Here is a 23,036-nt window from a genome sequence, read left to right as displayed (position 1 = left end):
ATCGATGGCTATACCCACCAACCCACCTAGAACTGCTAAAGCCCGCCCGAAAACGAAAAGGCCGGTCAACGACCGTAATGCTGTTCACTTAAGCATTTGAGTCCCTGCGGGGCTTCCCCGAAAATCCGATGCCAGGTTTCTGGTATCGGATTTTTTATGTCTCTCCAACAGCAGTTGCTCGATCTAGGTGAACTGTTCAACTTCTCTGATCTGAGCACCTTCACCCAAAATATTCCGATCGAGTGGGTGGCGTCCGCGCTGGATCTTTCCGCCCAAGCCACCATTCGGCGGCGTCGCCTGCCCAGCGATCAGGTGCTCTGGCTGGTGCTTGGCATGGCGTTGTTCCGCGACGAGCCGGTTCATGAGGTGGCGCGGCGCCTGAACATCTGTGCCCAGGGTCTGGCCTCTCACGATCTGCTGGCCAGAAGCGGTGTCACCGAGGTGCGCAGGCGCCTGGGTGCCGATCCGGTTGAGTGGCTGTTTCGCCAGACGGGTAACCACTGGGGCTGCGAGCGCTATGAGGACGATACCTGGCAGGGTCTGCAAGTGCTCGCCGTGGATGGTGCGCTCCTGCGCACCCCGGATACCCCCGAACTCAGGGAGCATTCCGGCTCCGGCAATACCTCCACCGAGCGCCAGACGCCGTTTCCCATGCTGCGACTGGTGGCCCTGATGAACGTGCGCTCGCACTTGATTCTGGATGCCCAACTGAGCCCCTATCGGCGCAGTGAAATGCGTTTGGCCGATGAGTTTATGCAGCAGATTCCCGATCACTCGGTGACGCTGTTCGATAAGGGCTTCTGGAGCGCCGATTTGCTGTTGGGCCTGGCTGCGGCAGGGGAAAACCGGCACTGGCTGATTCCGGCCCGCAAGGGCTTGGTCAGCGAGGAGGTCGCTCATTACAGCAAGGGAGATCGCCTGTTGCGCATGAAGGTGTCGGCCCAGGCACGAAAGCGCAACCCCGACCTGCCAACGCACTGGGAGGTGCGCGAAGTCAGCTACGCCGTGAAGGACAAGATCAAGGCAGTGCTCACCTCGTTGCCTGCGGATACTTACAGCGCCAAGACCATCGCCAAGCTGTATCAGGAGCGCTGGGAGATCGAACTGGGCTTCCGGGATATCAAAAGCTCTCTGCAACAGAATGCGATGACCCTGCGTAGCAAGGTCAAGGAGCTGGTCTACCAGGAGGTCTGGGGGGTGTTGCTGACCTACAACATCATCCGCCGTGAGGCCAGCCAGGCAGCTGTCGCCTTTGGTCGTTCGCCATGCGACATCCGCTTTAAGCCAGTGGCCCAATACATCGCCGTGCAACTGATCGTGATGGCGGCAGCCAACCCGATTTCAGCAACCGGGCGACGATTGTCGGAGTTGAGGGCGGAATCGCCGGGCTGTTTCTGGATCACCGTCCAAGGCCATCAAGACCAAGGACGGTGAAGATTTCAAAGACCCGCTACCCAGTAGATCGGAAGGCTGCTCCGCTTAAATGAACAGCATTACGGTCAACGACCGGCCCTGATGGTGATAACCGAAGACGTCAATCGACCATGAGCTTGTCGCGATTTTTCTCCAGAGTCGCCGCGCCGATACCTTTGACTTCGAGTAACTCGTCAACCGAAGCGAAGTTACCGTGAGCTTCTCGATAAGCCACGATTGCCTGAGCCTTGGTTGCGCCGATGCCAGCTAACTCACGCTGGAGAGTCTCGGCATCAGCGGTATTCAGATTGACGGTTATCGCCTGAGCAACCTGCGCAGAGGCTGCATTGGCAGGCTCAGTCTTGGAAGGTTCTGCTGCCGAGACAGCAAGGGAGAGAGAGGTGAGAAGCGCGAACAGAACAGAGGAAAGGTAGCTTTTCATCATCTTAACGTTCCTTGTAAGTGAGTGAGACGAGCACGTTAGGCTCGATCGTCAACCTAGACGCTATTTCCTTGCTGTCAAATTCGACTCAATGGCGAGCGCGAAAATAGAACACCAAGGTGTCGCTTGCCTGGACTCTACGCGACGAACACTCAATGCTCGCGAAAGCCGCAGCCCTGAACCCGTCAAGTAGTTTGGAGGAGAGATGGCGGGATGAAACAGTCCCGCAAAAGCCCCTGAAACAAAAAAGCCTGGTCATCACTGACCAGGCTCTAATGTAGGGATTTGTTGGTCGGGACGGAGTGATTCGAACACTCGACCCCTTGCACCCCATGCAAGTGCGCTACCGGGCTGCGCTACGCCCCGACGATGCTTCCGGGTGACCGAAAGCGGGAGGAACTATACATTAAGCTTTTGAAATAAGGCAACTTTTTCTTCACCTTACTTCTTCAGTACGTGCAGCACGTCCTCGAGCTCGACGATCATCTGCTTGATCAGTTGACGATACTGGGTGGTGTCGTCCTTGGCTTCATCACCCGAAAGACGCTGACGCGCCCCGCCGATGGTGAACCCCTGATCGTAAAGCAGCGCTCGAATCTGACGAATCATCAGCACGTCCTGACGCTGGTAGTAGCGGCGGTTGCCCCGCCGCTTGACCGGGTTGAGCTGTGGGAATTCCTGTTCCCAGTAACGTAGAACGTGAGGCTTGACCGCGCAGAGTTCACTGACCTCACCGATGGTGAAGTAGCGTTTGCCGGGAATTGCCGGTAGTTCGTCGTTATGACTTGGTTCCAGCATAGGCCTCGACCCTGGCTTTCAATTTTTGCCCTGGACGAAAGGTGACCACACGGCGAGCCGTGATCGGAATCTCCTCTCCTGTTTTCGGGTTGCGGCCGGGTCGCTGGCGCTTGTCGCGCAAGTCGAAGTTACCGAACCCGGAAAGCTTGACCTGTTCGTTCAGCTCAAGAGCCTGGCGGATCTCTTCAAAAAACAGCTCCACCAGTTCCTTGGCTTCCCTTTTGTTCAGGCCGAGCTCTTCATACAGACGTTCCGCCATTTCAGCTTTCGTCAGAGCCCCCATACGCTACTTCCTTAACGTGGCGTTGAACCTTTGTTCGAGGCAGGTGAGGATGTTTTGCGTAGTAGTACTCACCTCATCGTCATTAAGAGTGCGCGATGGATGTTGCCAGGTCAAGCCGACAGCCAGGCTTTTTCTATGCGGATCAATACCTTTACCGTGATAGACGTCAAATAGCTTGAGGTCTGTCAACCACTCGCCCGCCGTTTCACGAATGGCAGCCAATACGGCCTCGGCCGGCTGCTCGCGATCCACCAGCAGTGCCAGATCGCGACGCACTTCGGGGAAGCGCGACAGCTCGCTGAACACCGGCATACGACCAGCAGCAACTTCGGCCAGCACCAGCTCGAAGACGAACACTGGCTGATCCAGACCCAGAGTCTTGCTCAGCTCCGGATGCAGTGCGCCCATGAAGCCGACCAGGCGCCCCTCCCGCTCGATACGGGCGGTCTGGCCCGGATGCAGAGCAGGATGCTCGCCCGGCACGAAGCTGAACGCATCGGCCGCGCCGGCATAACCCAGCAGAGCTTCGACATCGGCTTTCAGGTCATAGAAGTCAACGCTCTCGCGGCTGTTGGCCCAGCCTTCCGGCAGACGACTGCCACTGATCACGCCGGCCAACATGGCCTCCTGCTGCAGGCTTTCTAGCTGACCGACGAAGCGCAGACCACTTTCGAACAGGCGCACGCGCGACTGCTGACGGTTGAGGTTGTGCTGCAGCGCCTTGACCAGGCCCGGCCACAGCGACGAACGCATGGCCGCCATGTCGGCGGAAATCGGGTTGGCCAATTGCAGCGGCGCCACGCCCGGACTGAACAGCTCGAACAGCTTGGGATCGATGAAGCTGTAGGTGATTGCTTCCTGGTAACCGCGCGCCACCAGCAGGCGACGCAGGGCCGGCAGTTCGGCACGTGCCTCGGCCTTGGCCTGCGGTGCCAGACGCGCCTGCGGATAGCGTACCGGCAAGCGGTTGTAACCGTACAGGCGACCCAGCTCTTCGATCAGGTCAACTTCCAGGCTGATATCGAAGCGGTGGCTCGGCACGCTGACCTGCCACTGGCCGGCGCCCTGGGCGATCACGCCCAGACCCAGCGCGCTGAGCAGACGCTCGACCTCGGCACCGTCCATGTCCATGCTCAGCATCTGACTGATGCGCTCGGCGCGCAGGGTGATCGGCGCCACGTTCGGCAGATCGGCCTCGCTGCTGACCTCAATGATCGGCCCAGCTTCGCCGCCAACGATTTCCAACAGCAGCGCGGTGGCACGCTCCATGGCGCTGCGCGCCAGCTGCGAATCGACGCCACGCTCGAAACGGTGCGACGAGTCGGTGTGCAGGCCATAGGAGCGCGCCTTACCAGCCACGGCAATGTTGTCGAAGAAGGCGCTTTCCAGGAACAGATCGCGGGTCTTGTCACTGACGCCGCTGTGCTCGCCGCCCATCACGCCGGCAATCGCCAGGGCGCGGCTGTGATCGGCGATCACCAGGGTGTCGGCACGCAGGCTGACTTCCTGGCCGTCGAGCAGCACCAGCTTCTCGCCCTCTTCGGCCATGCGCACGCGGACGCCGCCGTTGATCTCGGCGAGATCGAAGGCGTGCATGGGCTGGCCCAACTCGAGCATCACGTAGTTGGTGACGTCAACGGCCGCGTCGATGCTGCGAATGTCGGAACGGCGCAGGCGCTCGACCATCCACAACGGAGTCGGCCTGGACAGGTCGACGTTGCGGATGACGCGGCCCAGGTAGCGCGGGCAGGCCTTGGGCGCCAGCACTTCCACCGGGCGCACTTCATCATGGATCGCTGCGACCGGAGCAACCGATACCGCCGATACTGGAGCACCGTAGATGGCACCGACTTCACGAGCCAGACCCGCCAGCGACAGACAGTCGCCGCGGTTGGGAGTCAGACCGATCTCGATGCTGGCATCGTCCAGGCCCAGGTAGGCGCGGATGTCCTGACCGACCGGGGCGTCCGCCGCCAGCTCCATCAGGCCGCTGTTGTCGTCGCTGATCTGCAGTTCGGAGGCCGAGCACAGCATGCCCTGGGACTCCACACCGCGCAGCTTGGCCTTCTTGATCTTGAAGTCGCCCGGCAGCTCGGCGCCGATCATGGCGAAGGGGATCTTGATGCCGGTACGTGCATTCGGCGCGCCGCAGACGACCTGGAAGCTCTCGCTACCATTGCTCACCTGACACACGCGCAGCTTGTCGGCATCCGGGTGCTGCTCGGCGCTGAGGATCTCGCCGACCACCACGCCGCTGAAAGCGCCAGCCACCGGAATCACGGCGTCCACTTCCAGGCCGACCATCGACAGGCGGGCCACCAGCTCATCGCGCGAGACGTCCGGGTTCACCCAGCTGCGCAGCCACTGTTCACTGAATTTCATGTTGTCTGTTCTCCTTAAACGAATTCGATCACGAGGGGCAGCTGCTAGCGAAATTGCGCCAGGAACCGCAGGTCGTTATCGAAGAACAGGCGCAAGTCATTGACGCCATATCGCAGCATGGCCAGGCGCTCGACGCCCATGCCGAAGGCGAAACCGGAGTATTTCTCCGGATCGATGCCGCTCATGCGCAGCACGTTCGGATGCACCATGCCGCAGCCCATCACTTCCAGCCAGCCGGTCTGCTTGCAGACGCGGCAGCCCTTGCCCGAGCACATCACGCACTGCATGTCGACCTCGGCCGACGGCTCGGTGAACGGGAAGAAGGAAGGACGGAAACGCACGCCCAGCGGCTTCTCGAAGAACACGCGAAGGAATTCCTCGATGGTGCCCTTGAGGTCGGCGAAGCTGATGCCCTCGTCGACCAACAGGCCTTCGACCTGGTGGAACATCGGCGAGTGGGTGATATCGGAATCGCAGCGATAGACGCGGCCGGGGCAGACGATGCGGATCGGCGGCTGCTGCGATTCCATGGTGCGCACCTGTACCGGCGAGGTGTGGGTGCGCAGCAGCATGTTCGCATTGAAATAGAAGGTATCGTGCATCGCCCGCGCCGGGTGGTGACCGGGGATGTTGAGCGCTTCGAAGTTGTGGTAGTCGTCTTCGACTTCCGGGCCCTCGGCGACGCTGTAACCGATATGGGTGAAGAACTGCTCGACACGCTCGAGCGTGCGGGTCACCGGGTGCAGACCACCGGAGGTCTGACCGCGGCCTGGCAGGGTCACGTCGATACGCTCGGATGCCAGCTTCTCGGCGAGCAGAGCCTGCTCAAGCACGGACTTGCGGGCGTTGAGGGCATCTTGCACCTGGTTCTTGGCAGTGTTGATCAGAGCACCGGCCTGCGGACGCTCTTCGGCCGACAGCTTGCCCAGAGTCTGCATCAGGGCGGTCAGCTCGCCTTTCTTGCCAAGGTATTGAACCCGGAGCTGTTCCAGGGCGTTGACATCTTCACTTTGTTGCACGGCCTCGAGCGCTTGGGAGACCAATGCATCCAGATTTTCCATTTACAGACTCCAGATACGAAATAGGGGAAGAGCTGTTAAGGCTCTTCCCCTATCTTTGACGTTGCCACCGGGCGAACCCGGTGATTGTCGGGGGACTTAAGCCAGAACGGCCTTAGCTTTCTCGACAATCGCAGCAAACGCCGCTTTTTCGTTCACTGCCAGATCGGCCAGAACCTTGCGGTCGATTTCGATCGACGCTTTCTTCAGGCCAGCGATCAGACGGCTGTAGGACAGACCGTTGACGCGAGCACCAGCGTTGATACGAGCGATCCACAGTGCGCGGAACTGACGCTTGCGCTGACGGCGGTCACGGTAGGCGTATTGGCCAGCCTTGATTACCGCTTGCTTGGCAACGCGGAACACGCGCGAACGTGCACCGTAGTAGCCCTTGGCGAGCTTCAGGATTTTTTTGTGACGAGCACGAGCGATAACGCCACGCTTAACACGAGCCATGAGTAATTACCTCTAGATATCTTGACCGATTAACGAACGCGCAGCATGCGCTCGACTTTTGCGACGTCCGACGGACCGATCAGCGAGCTGCCACGCAGCTGGCGCTTACGCTTGGTGGACATCTTGGTCAGGATGTGGCTCTTGAAAGCGTGCTTGTGCTTGTAACCCGAAGCAGTCTTCAGGAAGCGCTTTGCAGCGCCGCTCTTGGTTTTCATTTTTGGCATGTTTAGTACTCCGCATTCATTAACAACTGATAACCATCAGGCCTGCCAGTGCCCGGGAGGTTATTTACGCTTCTTGGGAGCGATGACCATCATCAGCTGGCGTCCTTCCAGCTTAGGATGCTGTTCTACGGTGCCGAGTTCGGCGAGGTCGGCTTCGACCCGCTTAAGCAGCTCCATACCCAGCTCCTGGTGGGCCATCTCACGGCCGCGGAATCGAAGCGATACCTTGGCCTTGTCCCCATCTTCAAGGAAACGTACCAGGTTGCGTAGTTTTACCTGGTAATCCCCTTCTTCCGTCCCTGGACGAAACTTGATCTCTTTGATCTGCTGCTGGTGCTGGTTCTTCTTGGCAATAGCAGCCTGCTTTTTCTTCTCGAACAGGTGCTTGCCGTAGTCCATGATGCGGCAAACCGGTGGCACCGCGTCTGCGGAAATCTCCACCAGATCCAGCTTGGCTTCCTCGGCAGCGTTCAACGCTTCATCGATGGAAACCACACCAATCTGCTGGCCGTCCGCGCCAATCAGACGAACCTCACGTGCAGTGATGTTCTCGTTGATCGGCGCCTTGGGGGCGGCCCGCTTGTCCTGTCTCATATCACGCTTAATAGTTCTTACTCCAAATCTTGGCGACCACGCCGGGAAACCGCTTGCTGCAACTGCGCGGCGAACTGCTCGAGAGGCATTGACCCTAGGTCTACGCCTTCGCGGGTGCGCACAGCAACGGATCGTGTCTCGACTTCCCGATCTCCAATAACCAAGAGATAGGGAACCTTGAGCAAGGTATGCTCGCGGATTTTAAAGCCGATCTTTTCGTTTCTCAAGTCAACCTTGGCACGAAAACCGCTTTGATTGAGAGTTTTCTCCGCTTCGCGGGCAAAATCGGCCTGCTTGTCGGTGATATTCATGATCACCGCCTGGGTCGGCGCGAGCCAGGCCGGGAAGGAACCGGCGTAGTGCTCGATCAGCATGCCGATGAAACGCTCGAACGAACCGAGAATCGCGCGGTGCAGCATGACCGGGCGCTTGCGGTTGTTGTCTTCGGCGATATAGCTGGCGTCCAGACGCTCCGGCAGGTTCGGATCGTACTGCAGCGTACCGCACTGCCAGTTGCGACCCAGGCAGTCACGCAGGGTGAATTCGATCTTCGGACCGTAGAAGGCGCCCTCGCCCGGCTGATATTCCCAGGCCAGACCGGACTCGTTCAGCGCATCGGCCAACGCACCCTCGGCGCGATCCCACAGCTCTTCGGAACCCACGCGCTTGGCCGGACGAGTCGAAAGCTTCATGGCGATATCAGTGAAACCGAAGTCGGCATAGACCTGCAGAGTCAGCTTGATGAAATCGGCCGCCTCCTTCTTCACCTGATCTTCGGTGCAGAAGATGTGCGCATCGTCCTGGACGAAGCCGCGCACGCGCATGATGCCGTGCAGCGCACCGGACGGCTCGTTGCGGTGGCACGCACCGAACTCGGCCAGACGCAGCGGCAGGTCGCGGTAGGACTTCAGACCCTGGTTGAAGATCTGCACGTGGCACGGGCAGTTCATCGGCTTGACCGCGTAATCGCGATTCTCCGAGGCCGTGGTGAACATGTTCTCGGCATAGTTGGACCAGTGGCCGGAACGCTCCCAGAGAATGCGATCGACCACCTGCGGCGTGCGCACTTCCACGTAGCCATTCTCACGCTGCACCTGGCGCATGTATTGCTCCAGCACCTGGTAGACGGTCCAGCCATTGGGATGCCAGAACACCATGCCCGGCGCTTCTTCCTGCAGATGGAACAGGTCGAGCTGCTTGCCGATGCGACGGTGATCGCGCTTCTCGGCCTCTTCGATGCGCTGGATATAGGCAGCCAGCTGCTTCTTGTCCGCCCAGGCAGTACCATAGATGCGCTGCAGCTGCTCGTTCTTCGAGTCGCCGCGCCAGTAGGCCCCGGAAATGCGGGTCAGCTTGAAGGCCTTGAGGAAGCGGGTATTGGGCACGTGCGGGCCGCGGCACATGTCGACGTACTCTTCATGAAAGTACAGGCCCATGGCCTTTTCGTCCGGCATGTCGTCGATCAGACGCAGCTTGTACTCCTCGCCACGCGACTTGAACAGCTCGATGACCTCGGCACGCGGCGTCATCTTCTTGATGACGTCGTAGTCCTTGTCGATCAGCTCGGCCATGCGCTTCTCGATGGCCGCCATGTCATCCGGCGTGAAGGGACGATCGATGGCGATGTCGTAATAGAAGCCTTCATCGATGACCGGGCCGATCACCATCTTGGCGTTCGGGTACAGCTGCTTGACCGCATGCCCAACCAGGTGAGCACAGGAGTGGCGGATGATTTCCAGCCCCTCTTCGTCCTTCGGCGTGATGATCTGCAAGGTGGCGTCGGTATCGATAACGTCGCAGGCATCGACCTGCTTGCCGTTTACCTTGCCGGCCAGGGTGGCCTTGGCCAGACCTGCACCAATGGATTGAGCGACCTCCAGTACGGATACCGGATGATCGAACGAACGCTGACTGCCGTCGGGAAGAGTAATGGTGGGCATGGCGCCTCCTCTCCTAGTGGTGACCCCTACCAAAGGTCACGTGGGTTGGGATGAGCCAGGAAGCGATTCAGCGGTATACCCACCTAACGATGGCAGGAGCCCGAAGGCCAACCAGACCGAACCAGAGTCACTGGAAGTAAAGAGTGCGGATGCTTTCAGAAAGCCTGAACCCTGACAAGCAGCCGCAACAACAAACAGGGCGTAAGCCATCGCAAATTCGGAAAACAAAAAAGGGGTCGCTTGGCGACCCCTTTCTTATCGATTTGGTAGGCACAATTGGACTCGAACCAACGACCCCCACCATGTCAAGGTGGTGCTCTAACCAACTGAGCTATGTGCCTTCGATGGGTGCGCATTCTACGCAGATCTTTTTGGCCGTCAACAGGTTTTTTCGCTAACTCACTGAAATAGGCCAATTTTTTATTCAAAGCAGGAACGTTGAATATTTTGCACGGGCACTAGCCGGCCATTTTCAACTCAGGTAGCATCGCCTTATTCGTAAAAAATAAAGAACAGAGGTTCAAAATGGCGCACACGGCATATCCACAATCCTACTACGCCGCTTCAGCCAACCCAGCCCCGCAACGCCCTGCCCTGCAGGGCGAGGTGGAAACCGATGTGTGCATCGTCGGTGCCGGCTATACCGGGCTGTCGACTGCATTGTTCCTACTGGAAAACGGTTTCAAGGTCAGCATCGTCGAAGCCGCCAAGGTCGGCTTCGGCGCCTCGGGCCGCAACGGCGGGCAGATCGTCAACAGCTACAGCCGCGACATCGACGTGATCGAGCGCAGCGTCGGCCCCAAGCAGGCGCAACTGCTCGGGCAGATGGCCTTCGAGGGCGGGCGCATCATCCGCGAGCGTATCGCCAAGTACGACATCCAGTGCGACCTGAAGGACGGCGGCGTGTTCGCCGCGCTCACCGGCAAGCAGATGGGCCACCTGGAAGCGCAAAAGAAGCTATGGGAGCGCTACGGCCATACCCAGCTGGAGCTGCTGGACAGCAAGCGCATCCGTGAGGTCGTGGCCACCGACAACTACGTCGGCGGCATGCTGGACATGAGCGGCGGCCACATCCATCCGCTGAACCTGGCGCTGGGCGAGGCGGCAGCGGTGGAGTCGCTCGGCGGCGTGATCTACGAACAATCCCCCGCCATCCGCATCGAGCGCGGTGCGAATCCCGTGGTGCACACGCCCGAAGGGCGCATCAAGGCCAAGTTCGTGGTGGTCGCCGGCAACGCCTATCTGGGCAACCTGATGCCCGAGCTGTCGGCCAAGTCGATGCCGTGCGGCACTCAGGTGATCACCACCGAGCCGCTGTCCGATGAGCTGGCCGCCAGCCTGCTGCCGCAGGACTACTGCGTCGAGGACTGCAACTACCTGCTCGACTACTATCGCCTGTCCGGCGACAAGCGCCTGATCTTCGGCGGCGGCGTGGTCTACGGCGCGCGCGACCCGGCCAATATCGAGGCGATCATCCGTCCGAAGATGCTCAAGACCTTCCCGCAGCTCAAGGATGTGAAGATCGACTTCGCCTGGACCGGCAACTTCCTGCTCACACTGTCGCGCCTGCCGCAGGTCGGCCGTATCGGCGACAACATCTACTACTCGCAGGGTTGCAGCGGTCACGGCGTCACCTACACACACCTGGCCGGCAAGGTGCTGGCCGAGGCGCTGCGCGGTCAGGCCGAGCGTTTCGACGCCTTCGCCGGGCTGCCGCACTACCCATTCCCCGGCGGGCGGATGTTCCAGGTGCCGTTCAGCGCCATCGGCGCCTGGTACTACACGCTGCGCGACAAGCTGGGCGTTTGAGCAACAGCCCATGAACGATAACGGCGCCCGAGGGCGCCGTTATCGTTTGTGCATCACGGACAGGCCGGCAAGGCCTGACACTGCTCGGCAGAACCGCTGACTTTCGGCGGCACGGAGAACCGCGAATCCTCCGGCGCCAGACGCTGAGCACAGGCCTGGGCCTGCTGCGCCTCGCGCGCACAACCCTGCTCGCCCAACACCTGGGACAGGTTGAACCAGCCGGCCGCGAAATCCGCCTCGCGCTTGAGGCTCTCGCGCAGCGCCTGCTCGGCGCCCTTGCGGTCACCGTCGGCGTAGCGACTGTTGCTCAGGGCGAACCAGGGCAGCGCCTGCTCCGGCCAGGCCTCGCTGGCCCGGCGATAGGCGCGCCGCGCCGGCTGGGCATTGCCGGTTTGCTCGAGGTCGTTGGCGGCCTTCATCCATGCATGCATGTCCGCCTGCGCCGGCAGGCGCTCCGGCGGCAAGGTCAACACGGCCCAGCGGCCACCCCGTGCCCACGTCTTGTCGAAGCTGGCGAAGCTGTCCACCAGTCGACGCGTGGTACCGGAGCGCAGGATCAGCGTGCGCTCGCGACGGTCGTAGCCGACCACCACCGCGAAATGCCACTGCGGGTACCAGTCGAATGCCAGGTTCTGCAGCACCAGCACCGGGTTGCCAGCGGCCACTTCGGCCAGCAGCGCCTCCAGACGCGGCTGCAGCGGATAGACCAGCATCTCGTGGCTGCGAGCGGTGGCGACCATCTCCACCTGCAGACTGCCTTCACGGCTGGGGAGATAGACCTTGTCCTTGAGCACACCCGGAGTGGTCATCAGACCGCGCTGGTTGAGCATGGTGGCCAAGGCCGCCGGGCCACACTGATAGGCGTCCTGGGGGAAGAAGGGAACGTCGGTGAGCTCGACCCGTTCAGGCAGACGCTCGGCCTCCGGTGACAACACCGGAGACCGAGCGCAGGCTGCGAGTAGAACGATGGAAGCGATACAGCAGAGGCGAATCAGCGATTTATGCATTTGACGAAATTGAAGATGTTGGTGGCGCACAGCATATCAGTGATGATGAAGATCACCAGAAACAGCACGATGATGCCGACCACACCGGCACCTGCCGGGGCCTGATCCAGTTGCTGGTTGAACTGCGCCAGCTCGGCCGGGGTCAGGCTGGCGATACGCGATTCGACCTGCTCGCGATCGACGCCCATGGCCACCAGCTTCTCCTTCACCTGCTCGTCATCGAGCATGGCCATCAGTTGCTGCTGATCCACCTGGTGCTGCTGCTCGGCGATCACCTCGTGGGTGCCGATCATCGCGGCATTGGCGGCGGGAATCTGCACCACCAGAAGCAGGTGGAACAGTGCGGTGATGGCCGCCAGGCGGCGCATAACGGGGTTCATGGTGATTGTCATTGTGGTTATCTCCTGAGGGACGAGGTAGCCAATAGACAGCATCGCAAGCGCGCAGGTTCAGCCCGATAGTCCGCAGCCGTTCACGTTTCCTGCAGAAGCTGGCTGAGCACCGCACGCAACTTGCCCGGTTTGACCGGCTTGTTCAGCAGCGGAACCCCCAGTGCCTGAAGGTCGCGGCGACAGGCATCGCTGCGGTCGGCGCTGATGATCAGGGCAGGGATCGCACTGGCAAACGCGTCGCGCAACTGCTGGATCACCTGACAGCCGAGCACGCCGTGATCCAGGTGGAAGTCGGCCAGGATCAGGTCCGGCGCCCTGCCCTGCAAACGCTGCAGGGCCTCGGGCAGATCCAGCGCGGTGATCACCTCGCAGCCCCACTGCCCGAGCAACGCAGCCATGCTGTGGAGAATTTCCGCCTCGTTGTCGATCACCAGCAGACGCCGCCCCGGCAAGGGGTCTCCCAATACCGGCTGCAATGCGGGCTGCGCCTGGCGCTGGGGACGCGCCTCGGCACGGGGCACGCGAATGCTGAACACCGAGCCACGCCCGGGCTCGGAACGCACCTGCACCGGGTAACCGAGCATGCGCGCGATGCGCTCGACGATGGCCAGCCCCAGACCGACGCCCTTGCGTTCGGTGGCGCGGCCGACATCCAGCTGGTTGAACTCGAGGAAAATCTTGTCCAGCTGATCGGCCGCTATGCCGCGACCGCTGTCCCACACCTGCAGTTCTACGAAGGCGCCACGCGGCCGCGCGCCGAGCAGCACGCTCCCGCTTTCGGTGTAACGGCAGGCGTTGCTGAGAAAATTGCGCAGGATGCGCGTGAGCAGGCGAAAGTCGGTGTGCACTGCGCAGTCGGCAATGCGCACGCGCAGACGCAGGCCAGCGGCCGCGGCGACGCCCTCGAACTCGGACGCCAAGGGCGCCAGCAGTTCCTGCAGACGATAGACGTCGACATCCGGTTTGATCGCGGCCTGGTCCAGCTTGGAAATGTCCAGCAGGTCGGCGAGCAGATCCTCGGCGCCCTCCAGCGCCAGGTGGCTGCGCTCGACCAGATTGTGCTCGGCACTGGGCAACTGCCGTTCGCGCAGGGTGGAAATCAGCAGCCGCGCGGCATTCAGCGGTTGCAGCAGGTCGTGGCTGGCCGCCGCCAGGTACTTGTCCTTGCTGCTGTTGGCTGCCTCGGCGGCGTCGCGCGCCTCGCGCAGGGCCAGCTCGATGCGCTCGCGTTCCTCGATCTGCCGCTGCAGGTTGCGGTTGGATTCGAGCAGCTCGAAGGTGCGCGCGGCGACGCGGCGCTCCAGTTCGTCATTGAGCTGCTGCAGGCGCTGCTGCGCCTGCTTGCGCTCGGTAATATCGGCGACGAAGCCTTCGAAGACCCCTTCCCCCTCCGGTTTGAGCAACAGGTTCATCAGCACGTCGATGGTGCTGCCATCGCGCCGGCGCAGGCGCGTTTCGTAGCCGAGCAGGGCCTGGCCCTGGCTCAGGCGCTGGCGAATCACTTCCAGCTCGTCGAAACCACCGACGAACAGGTGCCGCGCTAGATCGCCCAGCGACCACAGCACCTGCTGCGGATCGTCGTAGCCGAGCATGCGCGCCATCGCCGGGTTGGCTGCCAGCACGCCATCCTGCAGGCTGGCCTGGATGATGCCGTGCACCGCGTGCTCGAACAGCCATTTGTAGCGATTGCGCTCGGTTTCCAGCTCTTCCAGGCGGGCCAGCAGCTCGGGGTAATGACTCTTGCGCGCCGACTGGCTGCTGAGCCCCAGCAGCCCGGCCAGCGCTTCGTCAGAGCGCCTCGCCATAGACCACCTCGACGTCGCGCTGGGTCGACTCGCGCGGGTTGGTGAGGATGCACGGATCGTCCATGGCATGGCTGGACAAAAACGGAATGTCCGACTTACCGACACCGTGCAAACCGAGGGTTTCACGGAAGCCCACGGCATGCTTGAAGGCGATCAGATGCTCGACCAGACGCTGGCGGATCTGCGTATGCGTGAGGCCGCGGCAGTCGATGCCGAGGGTTTCGGCGATGACCTTGAAGCGCTCCGGTGCGGCGCTGTAGTTGAAGGCCACCACGTGCTCGACCAGTACCGCATTGCACAGGCCATGCGGCAGATCGAGGAAGCCGCCGAGGCTGTGGCTCATGGCATGCACCGCGCCGAGAATCGCGTTGGAGAAGGCCAGACCGGCCTGCATGCTGCCGAGCATGATCTTCTCGCGCAGGGCGATGTCCGCCGGGTTGGCGATCATCTGTACCAGGTTGCCGTTGATCAGGCGCATGGCTTCCAGCGCATGCGGGTCGGTGAGCGGGCCGTGACCGGTGGAGACGAACGCCTCGATGGCATGCACCAGAGCGTCGATGCCGGTACAGGCGGACAGGAAGGGATCCATGCTCAGGGTGGTTTCCGGGTCGATCAGCGACACGTCCGGCACCACCGCCTTGCTGACGATGGAGAACTTCATCCGCTCCTGCTGGTTGGAGATGATCACGAACTGCGACACATCGGCCGAGGTGCCGGCAGTGGTGGGGATCAGGATCAGCGGCGGGCTGGGCACGCGAAGGGTGTCCACGCCCTCGAACTCGAGGATATTGCGCCCGTGGGCAACGACGATGCCGATGCCCTTGGCGCAGTCCATCGGGCTGCCGCCACCGACCGCGACGATGACGTTGCAACCTTCGCTGCGGTACAGCTCGGCGCCGGTCATCACCTCTTCCACCCGCGGGTTGGGCGAGACGCCGGTATACAGGCAATAGTCGATGCTCTGGGCCTGCAGGCTGACTTCCACGTCCCTAGCCCAGCCGGCTGCCACCACACCGGGGTCGGAGACGATCAGCACCTTGCGCGCGCCGAAGGTCTTGGCGTAGTTGCCGACGTTATGCCGGGAGCCGGCGCCGAAGATGATCTCCGGAGAGACGAATTTACGCAGCTGACTCAAATCATGGCTCATACAACGGCCCGGATCTTGTTGTTATGGAATTGCGCTCAGCCTACTGCATCGCCCGGTTTATGCAATGCGACCTCCGTTCAGATCAGCCGCCGGTAGAAGGCGTGTTCAGCGCGCAAGGCCTCGGCCAGATTGGCGGCCTGACGGAAACCATGGCGTTCTTCGGCGAACAGGTGATATTCCACCGGCAACTCTCGGCTGCGCAGCGCCTCGACCATGGTTTCGGTCTGGCTGGGCACCACCACGGCGTCCAGCGCGCCCTGGAAGAAAATCACCGGCACCCTGATCCTGTCGGCCTGCAATAGCGGCGTGCGGCGGCGATAACGTTCGGCATCCTGCTGCGGGTCGCCGATCAGCCAGTCCAGATAATCCGCCTCGAACTTGTGGGTGACCCGGCGCAGCGCCAGCGGGTCGCTGACGCCATAGAGACTGGCGCCGCCACGCAGCTGCGGCAGTTCGGCGAGCGCTCGCAACGCGCTGAAACCGCCAGCGCTGCCGCCGCGCACGAACACACGCTGCGAATCGATACGGCCCTCCCCACCCAGGGCCTCGATGGCGGCGCGAATGTCCTCGACCTCCAGCTCGCCCCACCCGCCAGCCAGACGCAGGCGATAGGCGCGGCCGTAGCCACTGCTGCCACGGTAGTTGAGGTCGAGCACGGCGAAGCCGCGCAGCGTCCAGAAGGCGATGCGCGGATCGAACACCGGGTAGCAGGCCGAGGTCGGACCGCCATGCAGGAAAATCACAAGTGGCGGGCGTTCCTTGGTGGAAACCGGCGAGTAGAAAAAGCCATGGCAGTGCTCACCCTCGCCCACTGTGCAGCTAAACGGCTGCGGCCGGGCCAGATGATCCTCGCTCAGGGGCGCCTCACCGCCAGCTAGTATTCGCGGTGCGCAATCGCTGCGGCGAATGGCGAGCACCGTTGGTAGACGATCCGGCGCAGCGGCGATGCAATAGAAATGCTCGGCATCGGCGGTCAGCGAGCGGAAGCGGGTGAAATCTCCAGCCAAACGCCGCTCGTAGGGTGCGCCGTGCGCACCATTGGCCATGGAGGCGAGAGGGTTGGTGCGCATGGCGCACCCTACGAGAACTGCTCTCCCCTGCTCGAAACGAGTCAGCAGAAACTCATCATTTTCCAGCGGCAGATAGGTTCGGCCACCCAGCTGCCAGGGCGCGGGGGCGTGATCGCAGGGAGCGCCCTGAGGTTGCGCTTGCACATCGACACACCAGGGTTGCCACCAGCCCGCTTTGTCGCTCAACACCCACAGCCGGCCCTGCGCATCGAAACGTGGCTGCTGCAGAGCCTGATCGCTGCCCTGCCCGGCCAGCACGCGGGTACGTTCACCGGACTCGCGCTGGCACAGGCGCGTGGCGACCCAGGGCTGGTACGGACGATCCCATTCGATCCAGGCCAGACGCTGGCCGCTGGGGTCGGCCACCGGTGCGGCATAAAAGTCAGCGCCCTCGATCAACACCTGGCGATGGCCGGTGAGGCCGATACGTACCAGGCGGTGCACCACCGCCCCCGTCTCATGGCTCTCCTCCACCGCCAGCAGCGCCTGCCAGGCGGAAACGAAGGACAGGTCGCCATAACGGCAGTGAGGCTGATCAGTGATCAGGTAGGGTGCGCCGTGCGCACCGCCGTCCAGGCCGATATCAATGCGATAGATCTGCTGATCATGCTCATTGACGAAGGCCACGCCCTGCTCCGTGGCGCAGCAGGCGCCACCGCCGTACTCATAGACGCGGCTGCGCACGGAAAACCCCGGCGGCGTGAGTTCACACACCGCACCATCGCAGCAGAAGAACAGCCCGCAACGGGCCTGCAGTGGATCGAACGCCACCCACAGCACGCCACCATGAGCAGCGTGCAACTCGGCAAAATCGGCGCTGGCCGCAGCCGCCTGCTCGGCGCCCCAGATGCTGTCGGGATCGGTGCGCACGGCGCACCCTACGCCTTGCATATGATTCGCGAGGCCTTCTCGTTGCGGTATTGCAGCTCGCCCAGTCCCAGCGGCGCCTCGTCGGCCTGGCGGCGCGCGGCGAGAATCACCTCATGGTGCGCCGACTTGCTGCACACCGGGTCGGCGTTGCTGGCATCGCCGGTGAGCATGAAGGCCTGGCAGCGACAGCCGCCGAAATCCTTGTGCTTCTCATCGCAGCTGCGGCATGGCTCGGGCATCCAGTCGTCGCCACGAAAGCGGTTGAAGCCGAAGGAATGCCGCCAGATATGTTCGACGCTGTGCTCGCGCACATTGGGAAACTGCACCGGCAGCTGGCGCGCGCTATGGCACGGCAACGCCGTGCCGTCCGGAGTGATGTCGAGAAACAGGTTGCCCCAGCCGTTCATGCAGGCCTTGGGCCGTTCCTCGTAGTAGTCGGGAGTGACGAAGATCAGCTTGCAGGGGTGGTTCTCCGCCGCCAGCTTGTCGCGCCACTGGTTGGTGATGCGCTCGGCGCGCTCCAGCTGCGCACGGGTTGGCAGCAGGCCGGCGCGATTGAGCTCGGCCCAGCCGTAGAACTGGCAGGTGGCGAGTTCGACGAAGTCCGCCTCCAGCTCCAGGCACAGCTCGATGATGCGCTCGATATTGTCGATATTGTGCCTATGGGTGACGAAGTTCAGCACCATCGGGTAGCCATGGGCCTTGACCGCTCGGGCCATGGCCAGCTTCTGCGCGAAGGCCTTGTGCGAGCCGGCCAGCAGGTTGTTCACCTCCTCGTCGGCGGCCTGAAAGCTGATCTGGATATGGTCCAGCCCCGCCTCGGCGAATTCGGCAATCCTCGCTTCGGTCAGGCCGATGCCGGAGGTGATCAGGTTGGTGTAGTAGCCCAGGCCGCGCGCCGCCGCGATCAGCTCGGCCAGGTCCTGACGCACCAGCGGCTCGCCGCCGGAAAAGCCCAGCTGCGCCGCGCCCAGCTCACGGGCCTGGCGAAACACCTCGATCCACTCGGCGGTGCTGAGCTCGGCGCCTTGCTTGGCGAAGTCGAGCGGATTGGAGCAGTACGGGCACTGCAGCGGGCAGCGATAGGTCAGCTCGGCCAGCAGCCAGAGCGGCGGGCCGACCTGCACGCCCGGCTTAGCGAAGCTCGATCCAGAACTGGGCATGGGCTACCTCGATAAAGGCCAGGATGTCCTCGTCGATGCCGGGCACGTCGGGGAAGCGCTGGTGCAGGCTGTCGATGATCTCGGCCACCGAACGCTTGCCATCGACCTGCTGGAGAATCTCGCCGGCGCTGTCGTTGAGTTTGATCATGCCCTCGGGATAGAGCAACACGTGGCAGCCCTGGGCCGGCTCGAACTGCAGGCGGAAGCCGCGGCGGATGGCGGGGACAGTGGGCAGGATGGTCGAGGTCATGGTTGCGACTCCGTCGTGGTGCGTGCGGCGCACCCTACGTGGAATGCGGCCGTAGGGTGCGCCATGTGCACCGCTGTCTTGATCATAAAGCGATCCCCCGATGCCAGACGCGCTCGGCCGTCACCGTGTGATACGGCGGGCGCTCCAGCTCGTAGGCCATGCTCATGGCGTCGAGCATGCTCCACAGCACGTCGAGCTTGAACTGCAGGATGTTCAGCATGCGTTCCTGCGCCTCACGGGTGCGGTAGTGCTCGAGGGTGATGCGCAGGCCATGCTCGACATCGCGGCGCGCCTGGCTCAGGCGATTGCGAAAGTAGTCGTAACCGGCCGCGTCGATCCACGGGTAGTGCTGCGGCCAGGCGTCCAGGCGCGACTGGTGGATGGTCGGCGCGAACAGCTCGGTCAGCGAGCTGCTGGCCGCCTCCTGCCAACTGGCGCGGCGGGCGAAGTTGACGTAGGCGTCGACGGCGAAGCGCACACCGGGCAGCACCAACTCCTGCGACAGCACCTGCTCGCGGTCGAGGCCGACCGCCTCGGCCAGGCGCAGCCAGGCCTCGATGCCGCCTTCTTCGCCTGGCTCCCCATCGTGGTCGAGGATGCGCTGAATCCACTCGCGCCGCGTTTCCCGGTCCGGACAGTTGGCGAGGATCGCCGCATCCTTGAGCGGAATATTGACCTGATAGTAGAAACGGTTGGCCACCCAGCCCTGGATCTGCTCGCGGGTGGCGCGCCCTTCGTACATGGCGCGATGAAACGGATGATGGATGTGGTACAGCGCGCCCTTGGCGCGCAGCGCCTGCTCGAATTCGGCAGGGCTCATGGCAGTTTGGCTCATCAGGATCTCCGATACGCGTTGCCGTAGGGTGCGCCGTGCGCACCAGCATTCTTTGAAGTGCGCACAGCCTGGGCGGCCCCGCACACCCTACAAAACGATGCTCATGCCATCGAACGCGACCTCGATGCCGCGCGCGTCCAGCTCGGCACGCTCGGGCGAATCCAGGTCGAGAATCGGGTTGGTGTTGTTGATATGGATCAGGATCTTGCGCGCCGCCGGCAGCCCCTCCAGCACCTCGAGCATGCCGCCCGGGCCGCTCTGCGGCAGGTGGCCCATCTCGCTGCCGAGCTTGTCGCCCACCTCACACACGCGCATCTCGTCGTCGCGCCACAGGGTGCCGTCCACCAGCAGGCAGTCGGCGCGGCGCATCCAGCCCAGCAGTTGCTCGTCCACCTGGCCCAGGCCGGGGGCGTAGAACAAGCTCCCGCCCGTGCGCAGGTCCTCGATGAACAGGCCGATGTTGTCGCCCGGATGCGGATTGCCGCGATGCGGCGAATACGGCGGCGCGCTGCTGCGCAGGGCGATGGCGGTGAGGCGCAGCCCCGGGCAGGCCGGTATGGCGAAGGGCTTGGCGTCCAGTTCGATCAGCCGGTGCTGCAGGCCGCCGTTCCAGTGGCTGAGCATGTTGAACAGGGGAAAGCCGGTGGTCAGGTCCTGATGGACCATCTCGGTGCACCAGACCTGATGCGGGCAGCCTTCGCGCAGGGTCAGCAGGCCGGTGCAGTGGTCGATCTGGCTGTCGAGCAGGACGATGCCGGCGATCGCCGTGTCACGCAGCTTGCGCGCCGGTTGCAGCGCCGGGAAGGCTTCGAGCTGCGCGCGGATGTCCGGCGAGGCGTTGCACAGGATCCACTCGCCGCCGTCATCGGAAAGGGCGATGGACGACTGGGTGCGCGGCTGCGCGCGCAGGGTACCGGCGCGCACGCCGCGGCAGTTGCGGCAGTTGCAGTTCCACTGGGGGAAACCGCCGCCGGCGGCGGAACCGAGAATCTGGATATGCATGGCGGATTACCAGGGGGATGCCCCGGACGGGCCGGGGCCAGGAGCGATCAGCGGTTGGCGAAGTACATGGTCACTTCGAAGCCAATACGCAGGTCGGTGTAGGCGGGTTTAGTCCACATGGTGCGGTCCTCTTTTTATGGCGCCGGGGCATTCCGGCACCCTCATTAAGCCCCCGCCAGGCAAGAGGCCAAATGGTACTTTGGGATGAATCGGCACTGGCATTGGTAGGTGACGCTATCAATAGGCATGGATCGCACCGCGAAGGTTCCTGTGATCGCCGGCCCTGAAACATGTGCCAATAAAAAACGCGGCCGAAGCCGCGTCGCGATAAGGGTCTGCTGCCGTACAGGCTGATGGCTGCCTGCAGATCCACCCGGGTAGGGTCCTTCGCCGTACAAGGGCGGCGCGCCGGAGCGAGCGCGCCGCGTCATGGATTGATCAGGACTCAGAAAAAGCCCAGGGGATTGATGTCATAGCTCACCAGCAGGTTCTTGGTCTGCTGGTAGTGGTCGAGCATCATCTTGTGGGTTTCGCGGCCGACGCCGGACTTCTTGTAACCACCGAACGCGGCATGCGCCGGGTACAGGTGGTAGCAGTTGGTCCATACGCGGCCGGCCTTGATCGCACGGCCCATACGGTAGGCGACGTTCATGTCGCGGCTCCACACGCCGGCGCCGAGGCCGAACTCGGTGTCGTTGGCAATCGCCAGGGCCTCGGCCTCGTCCTTGAAGGTGGTCACGCCGATCACCGGGCCGAAGATCTCCTCCTGGAACACGCGCATCTGGTTGGTGCCCTTGAGCAGGGTCGGCTGGATGTAGTAACCGCTGGCCAGGTCGCCGTCCAGCCGCTCGGCGGCGCCGCCGGTCAGCACCTGCGCGCCTTCCTGCTGGGCGATCTCGAGGTAGCTGAGGATCTTGTCGAACTGCTGCTGCGAGGCCTGGGCGCCGACCATGGTCTCGGTGTCCAGCGGGTTGCCGCGCTTGATCTGCTTGACCTTCTTCATCACCTCGGCCATGAAGGCGTCGTAGATCGACTCCTGCACCAGCGCGCGCGACGGGCAGGTGCACACCTCGCCCTGGTTGAAGAAGCCCAGCACCAGACCTTCGGCAGCCTTCTCGATGAAGGCCGGCTCGGCGTTCATGATGTCGGCGAAGAAGATGTTCGGCGACTTGCCGCCCAGCTCGACGGTGGACGGAATGATGTTCTCGGCCGCGCACTTGAGAATGTGCGAGCCCACCGGCGTGGAGCCGGTGAAGGCGATCTTGGCGATGCGCTTGCTGGTGGCCAGCGCCTCTCCGGCCTCGCGGCCGAAGCCCTGGACGATGTTGAGCACGCCCGGCGGCAGCAGGTCGCCGATGATTTCGGCCAGCAGGGTGATCGACAGCGGGGTCTGCTCGGCGGGCTTGAGCACGATGGCGTTGCCGGCGGCCAGGGCCGGGGCGAGTTTCCAGGCGGCCATCAGCAGCGGGAAGTTCCACGGGATGATCTGACCGACCACACCCAGCGGCTCGTGGAAGTGATAGGCCACGGTGCCGTCGTTGATCTCGGCGGTGCTGCCTTCCTGGGCGCGGATGCAGCCAGCGAAGTAGCGGAAGTGATCGGCGGCCAGCGGCACGTCGGCGTTGAGGGTTTCACGCACGGCCTTGCCGTTGTCCCAGGTCTCGGCCACGGCCAGCAGCTCGAGGTTGGCTTCGATGCGGTCGGCGATCTTCAGCAGGATGTGCGAGCGCTCCTGCACGCTGGTGCGGCCCCAGGCATCGGCGGCGGCATGGGCGGCGTCCAGCGCCTTGTCGATGTCGGCGGCATTGGAACGGGGAAATTCGGCGATCACCGAGGCGTCGACCGGGCTGGTGTTGCTGAAGTACTGGCCACTGAGCGGAGCGACGAATTCGCCATTGATGTAGTTGCCATAGCGCGGCTTGAGGGTGACGACGGCGCCTGGAGTACCCGGTTTCGCGTAAATCATGATGCTGACCTCTCTTGTTGTCGGAGCCCGCTGCCAATCGGGGAAGCGAGTCATGCTTCGATCTTAGGAAGGGCCCTGCGACCTCGGTATGCGCCCATGGCACAGATCGTCTCGTCATTTGGTAGTAGAG

Annotated in this window: 21 protein-coding genes, 2 tRNA genes and 1 pseudogene; 2 read left to right on the top strand and 22 right to left on the bottom strand. The window is 62.7% G+C overall.

Annotation, left to right across the window (positions count from 1 at the left end):
- Positions 1-156: 156 nt before the first annotated feature.
- Positions 157-1,487: pseudogene (locus N7333_RS05110) on the top strand (IS4 family transposase).
- Positions 1,488-1,534: 47 nt separating this feature from the next.
- Here the strand turns inward: N7333_RS05110 and N7333_RS05105 are convergent.
- The 11 genes from N7333_RS05105 to N7333_RS05055 all read right to left on the bottom strand — a co-directional run bounded on the left by N7333_RS05105 (position 1,535) and on the right by N7333_RS05055 (position 9,931).
- The gene (locus tag N7333_RS05105; protein WP_279858559.1) at positions 1,535-1,858 is read right to left on the bottom strand and encodes a helix-hairpin-helix domain-containing protein; all 324 of its coding nucleotides are present in this window, start codon (positions 1,856-1,858) and stop codon (positions 1,535-1,537) included.
- A gap of 286 nt (positions 1,859-2,144) precedes the next feature.
- Positions 2,145-2,221, bottom strand: a tRNA-Pro gene (locus N7333_RS05100).
- Positions 2,222-2,296: 75 nt separating this feature from the next.
- Complete coding sequence (locus tag N7333_RS05095; protein WP_003243416.1) at positions 2,297-2,653, bottom strand: MerR family transcriptional regulator; 357 nt, start codon at positions 2,651-2,653, stop codon at positions 2,297-2,299.
- Entirely contained in the window at positions 2,634-2,936 is a 303-nt protein-coding gene (gene ihfA, locus N7333_RS05090) for an integration host factor subunit alpha (RefSeq protein ID WP_003243414.1), read from the bottom strand. Before ihfA ends, N7333_RS05095 begins: the two co-directional genes overlap by 20 nt.
- Before the next feature lie 3 nt (positions 2,937-2,939).
- Complete coding sequence (pheT, locus tag N7333_RS05085) at positions 2,940-5,318, bottom strand: phenylalanine--tRNA ligase subunit beta (protein WP_129482240.1); 2,379 nt, start codon at positions 5,316-5,318, stop codon at positions 2,940-2,942.
- 44 nt (positions 5,319-5,362) lie between these two features.
- Positions 5,363-6,379, bottom strand: coding sequence for a phenylalanine--tRNA ligase subunit alpha (gene pheS, locus N7333_RS05080; protein WP_003243410.1), 1,017 nt, complete (start codon positions 6,377-6,379; stop codon positions 5,363-5,365).
- Positions 6,380-6,475: 96 nt separating this feature from the next.
- Positions 6,476-6,832, bottom strand: coding sequence for a 50S ribosomal protein L20 (rplT, locus tag N7333_RS05075; protein ID WP_003243409.1), 357 nt, complete (start codon positions 6,830-6,832; stop codon positions 6,476-6,478).
- A 29-nt stretch (positions 6,833-6,861) separates the two neighbouring features.
- Complete coding sequence (gene rpmI / locus N7333_RS05070) at positions 6,862-7,056, bottom strand: 50S ribosomal protein L35 (protein WP_003243407.1); 195 nt, start codon at positions 7,054-7,056, stop codon at positions 6,862-6,864.
- Positions 7,057-7,116: 60 nt separating this feature from the next.
- The gene (infC, locus tag N7333_RS05065; protein WP_003243406.1) at positions 7,117-7,650 is read right to left on the bottom strand and encodes a translation initiation factor IF-3; all 534 of its coding nucleotides are present in this window, start codon (positions 7,648-7,650) and stop codon (positions 7,117-7,119) included.
- A gap of 17 nt (positions 7,651-7,667) precedes the next feature.
- Positions 7,668-9,590, bottom strand: coding sequence for a threonine--tRNA ligase (gene thrS, locus N7333_RS05060; protein WP_129482239.1), 1,923 nt, complete (start codon positions 9,588-9,590; stop codon positions 7,668-7,670).
- Positions 9,591-9,854: 264 nt separating this feature from the next.
- Positions 9,855-9,931, bottom strand: a tRNA-Val gene (locus tag N7333_RS05055).
- Positions 9,932-10,115: 184 nt separating this feature from the next.
- Between N7333_RS05055 and N7333_RS05050 the strand changes: the two genes are divergently transcribed.
- Positions 10,116-11,399 (top strand): FAD-binding oxidoreductase, encoded by a 1,284-nt coding sequence (locus tag N7333_RS05050; RefSeq protein ID WP_129482238.1) that lies wholly within the window; start codon positions 10,116-10,118, stop codon positions 11,397-11,399.
- A 53-nt stretch (positions 11,400-11,452) separates the two neighbouring features.
- Here N7333_RS05050 and N7333_RS05045 read toward each other — a convergent pair whose 3' ends face one another.
- From N7333_RS05045 to N7333_RS04995, 11 genes are all read right to left on the bottom strand, one after another.
- Entirely contained in the window at positions 11,453-12,406 is a 954-nt protein-coding gene (locus N7333_RS05045; protein WP_129482237.1) for a PA2778 family cysteine peptidase, read from the bottom strand.
- Complete coding sequence (locus tag N7333_RS05040) at positions 12,391-12,798, bottom strand: PA2779 family protein (RefSeq protein ID WP_012018428.1); 408 nt, start codon at positions 12,796-12,798, stop codon at positions 12,391-12,393. The genes N7333_RS05045 and N7333_RS05040 overlap by 16 nt, the downstream gene beginning before the upstream one ends.
- Before the next feature lie 80 nt (positions 12,799-12,878).
- On the bottom strand, positions 12,879-14,603 hold the full coding sequence (locus tag N7333_RS05035; RefSeq protein ID WP_279858558.1) for a NahK/ErcS family hybrid sensor histidine kinase/response regulator: 1,725 nt from the start codon (positions 14,601-14,603) through the stop codon (positions 12,879-12,881).
- Positions 14,587-15,750, bottom strand: a complete 1,164-nt coding sequence (gene ercA / locus N7333_RS05030) for an alcohol dehydrogenase-like regulatory protein ErcA (RefSeq protein WP_129482235.1) — start codon at positions 15,748-15,750, stop codon at positions 14,587-14,589. The genes N7333_RS05035 and ercA overlap by 17 nt, the downstream gene beginning before the upstream one ends.
- 77 nt (positions 15,751-15,827) lie before the next feature.
- Positions 15,828-17,711, bottom strand: a complete 1,884-nt coding sequence (locus N7333_RS05025; protein ID WP_129482234.1) for a S9 family peptidase — start codon at positions 17,709-17,711, stop codon at positions 15,828-15,830.
- Complete coding sequence (pqqE, locus tag N7333_RS05020) at positions 17,699-18,853, bottom strand: pyrroloquinoline quinone biosynthesis protein PqqE (protein ID WP_129482233.1); 1,155 nt, start codon at positions 18,851-18,853, stop codon at positions 17,699-17,701. The genes N7333_RS05025 and pqqE overlap by 13 nt, the downstream gene beginning before the upstream one ends.
- On the bottom strand, positions 18,825-19,103 hold the full coding sequence (gene pqqD / locus N7333_RS05015) for a pyrroloquinoline quinone biosynthesis peptide chaperone PqqD (RefSeq protein ID WP_107320898.1): 279 nt from the start codon (positions 19,101-19,103) through the stop codon (positions 18,825-18,827). The genes pqqE and pqqD overlap by 29 nt, the downstream gene beginning before the upstream one ends.
- An 82-nt stretch (positions 19,104-19,185) precedes the next feature.
- Positions 19,186-19,938: a pyrroloquinoline-quinone synthase PqqC gene (pqqC, locus tag N7333_RS05010; protein ID WP_129482232.1), complete on the bottom strand. Its 753-nt coding sequence runs from the start codon at positions 19,936-19,938 to the stop codon at positions 19,186-19,188.
- A gap of 87 nt (positions 19,939-20,025) precedes the next feature.
- Entirely contained in the window at positions 20,026-20,940 is a 915-nt protein-coding gene (gene pqqB, locus N7333_RS05005) for a pyrroloquinoline quinone biosynthesis protein PqqB (RefSeq protein WP_129482231.1), read from the bottom strand.
- A 47-nt stretch (positions 20,941-20,987) separates the two neighbouring features.
- Complete coding sequence (pqqA, locus tag N7333_RS05000; protein ID WP_003243383.1) at positions 20,988-21,059, bottom strand: pyrroloquinoline quinone precursor peptide PqqA; 72 nt, start codon at positions 21,057-21,059, stop codon at positions 20,988-20,990.
- A 326-nt stretch (positions 21,060-21,385) separates the two neighbouring features.
- Positions 21,386-22,906: an aldehyde dehydrogenase family protein gene (locus tag N7333_RS04995; RefSeq protein ID WP_129482230.1), complete on the bottom strand. Its 1,521-nt coding sequence runs from the start codon at positions 22,904-22,906 to the stop codon at positions 21,386-21,388.
- Positions 22,907-23,036: the final 130 nt, after the last annotated feature.

The organism is Pseudomonas sp. GD04158, assembly GCF_029834875.1.
In the GTDB taxonomy this organism is placed as follows: Bacteria; Pseudomonadota; Gammaproteobacteria; order Pseudomonadales; family Pseudomonadaceae; genus Aquipseudomonas; species Aquipseudomonas hydrolytica.
Note: the sequence above shows the minus strand (reverse complement) of the source record. Positions and strands in the feature narration are given on the sequence as shown.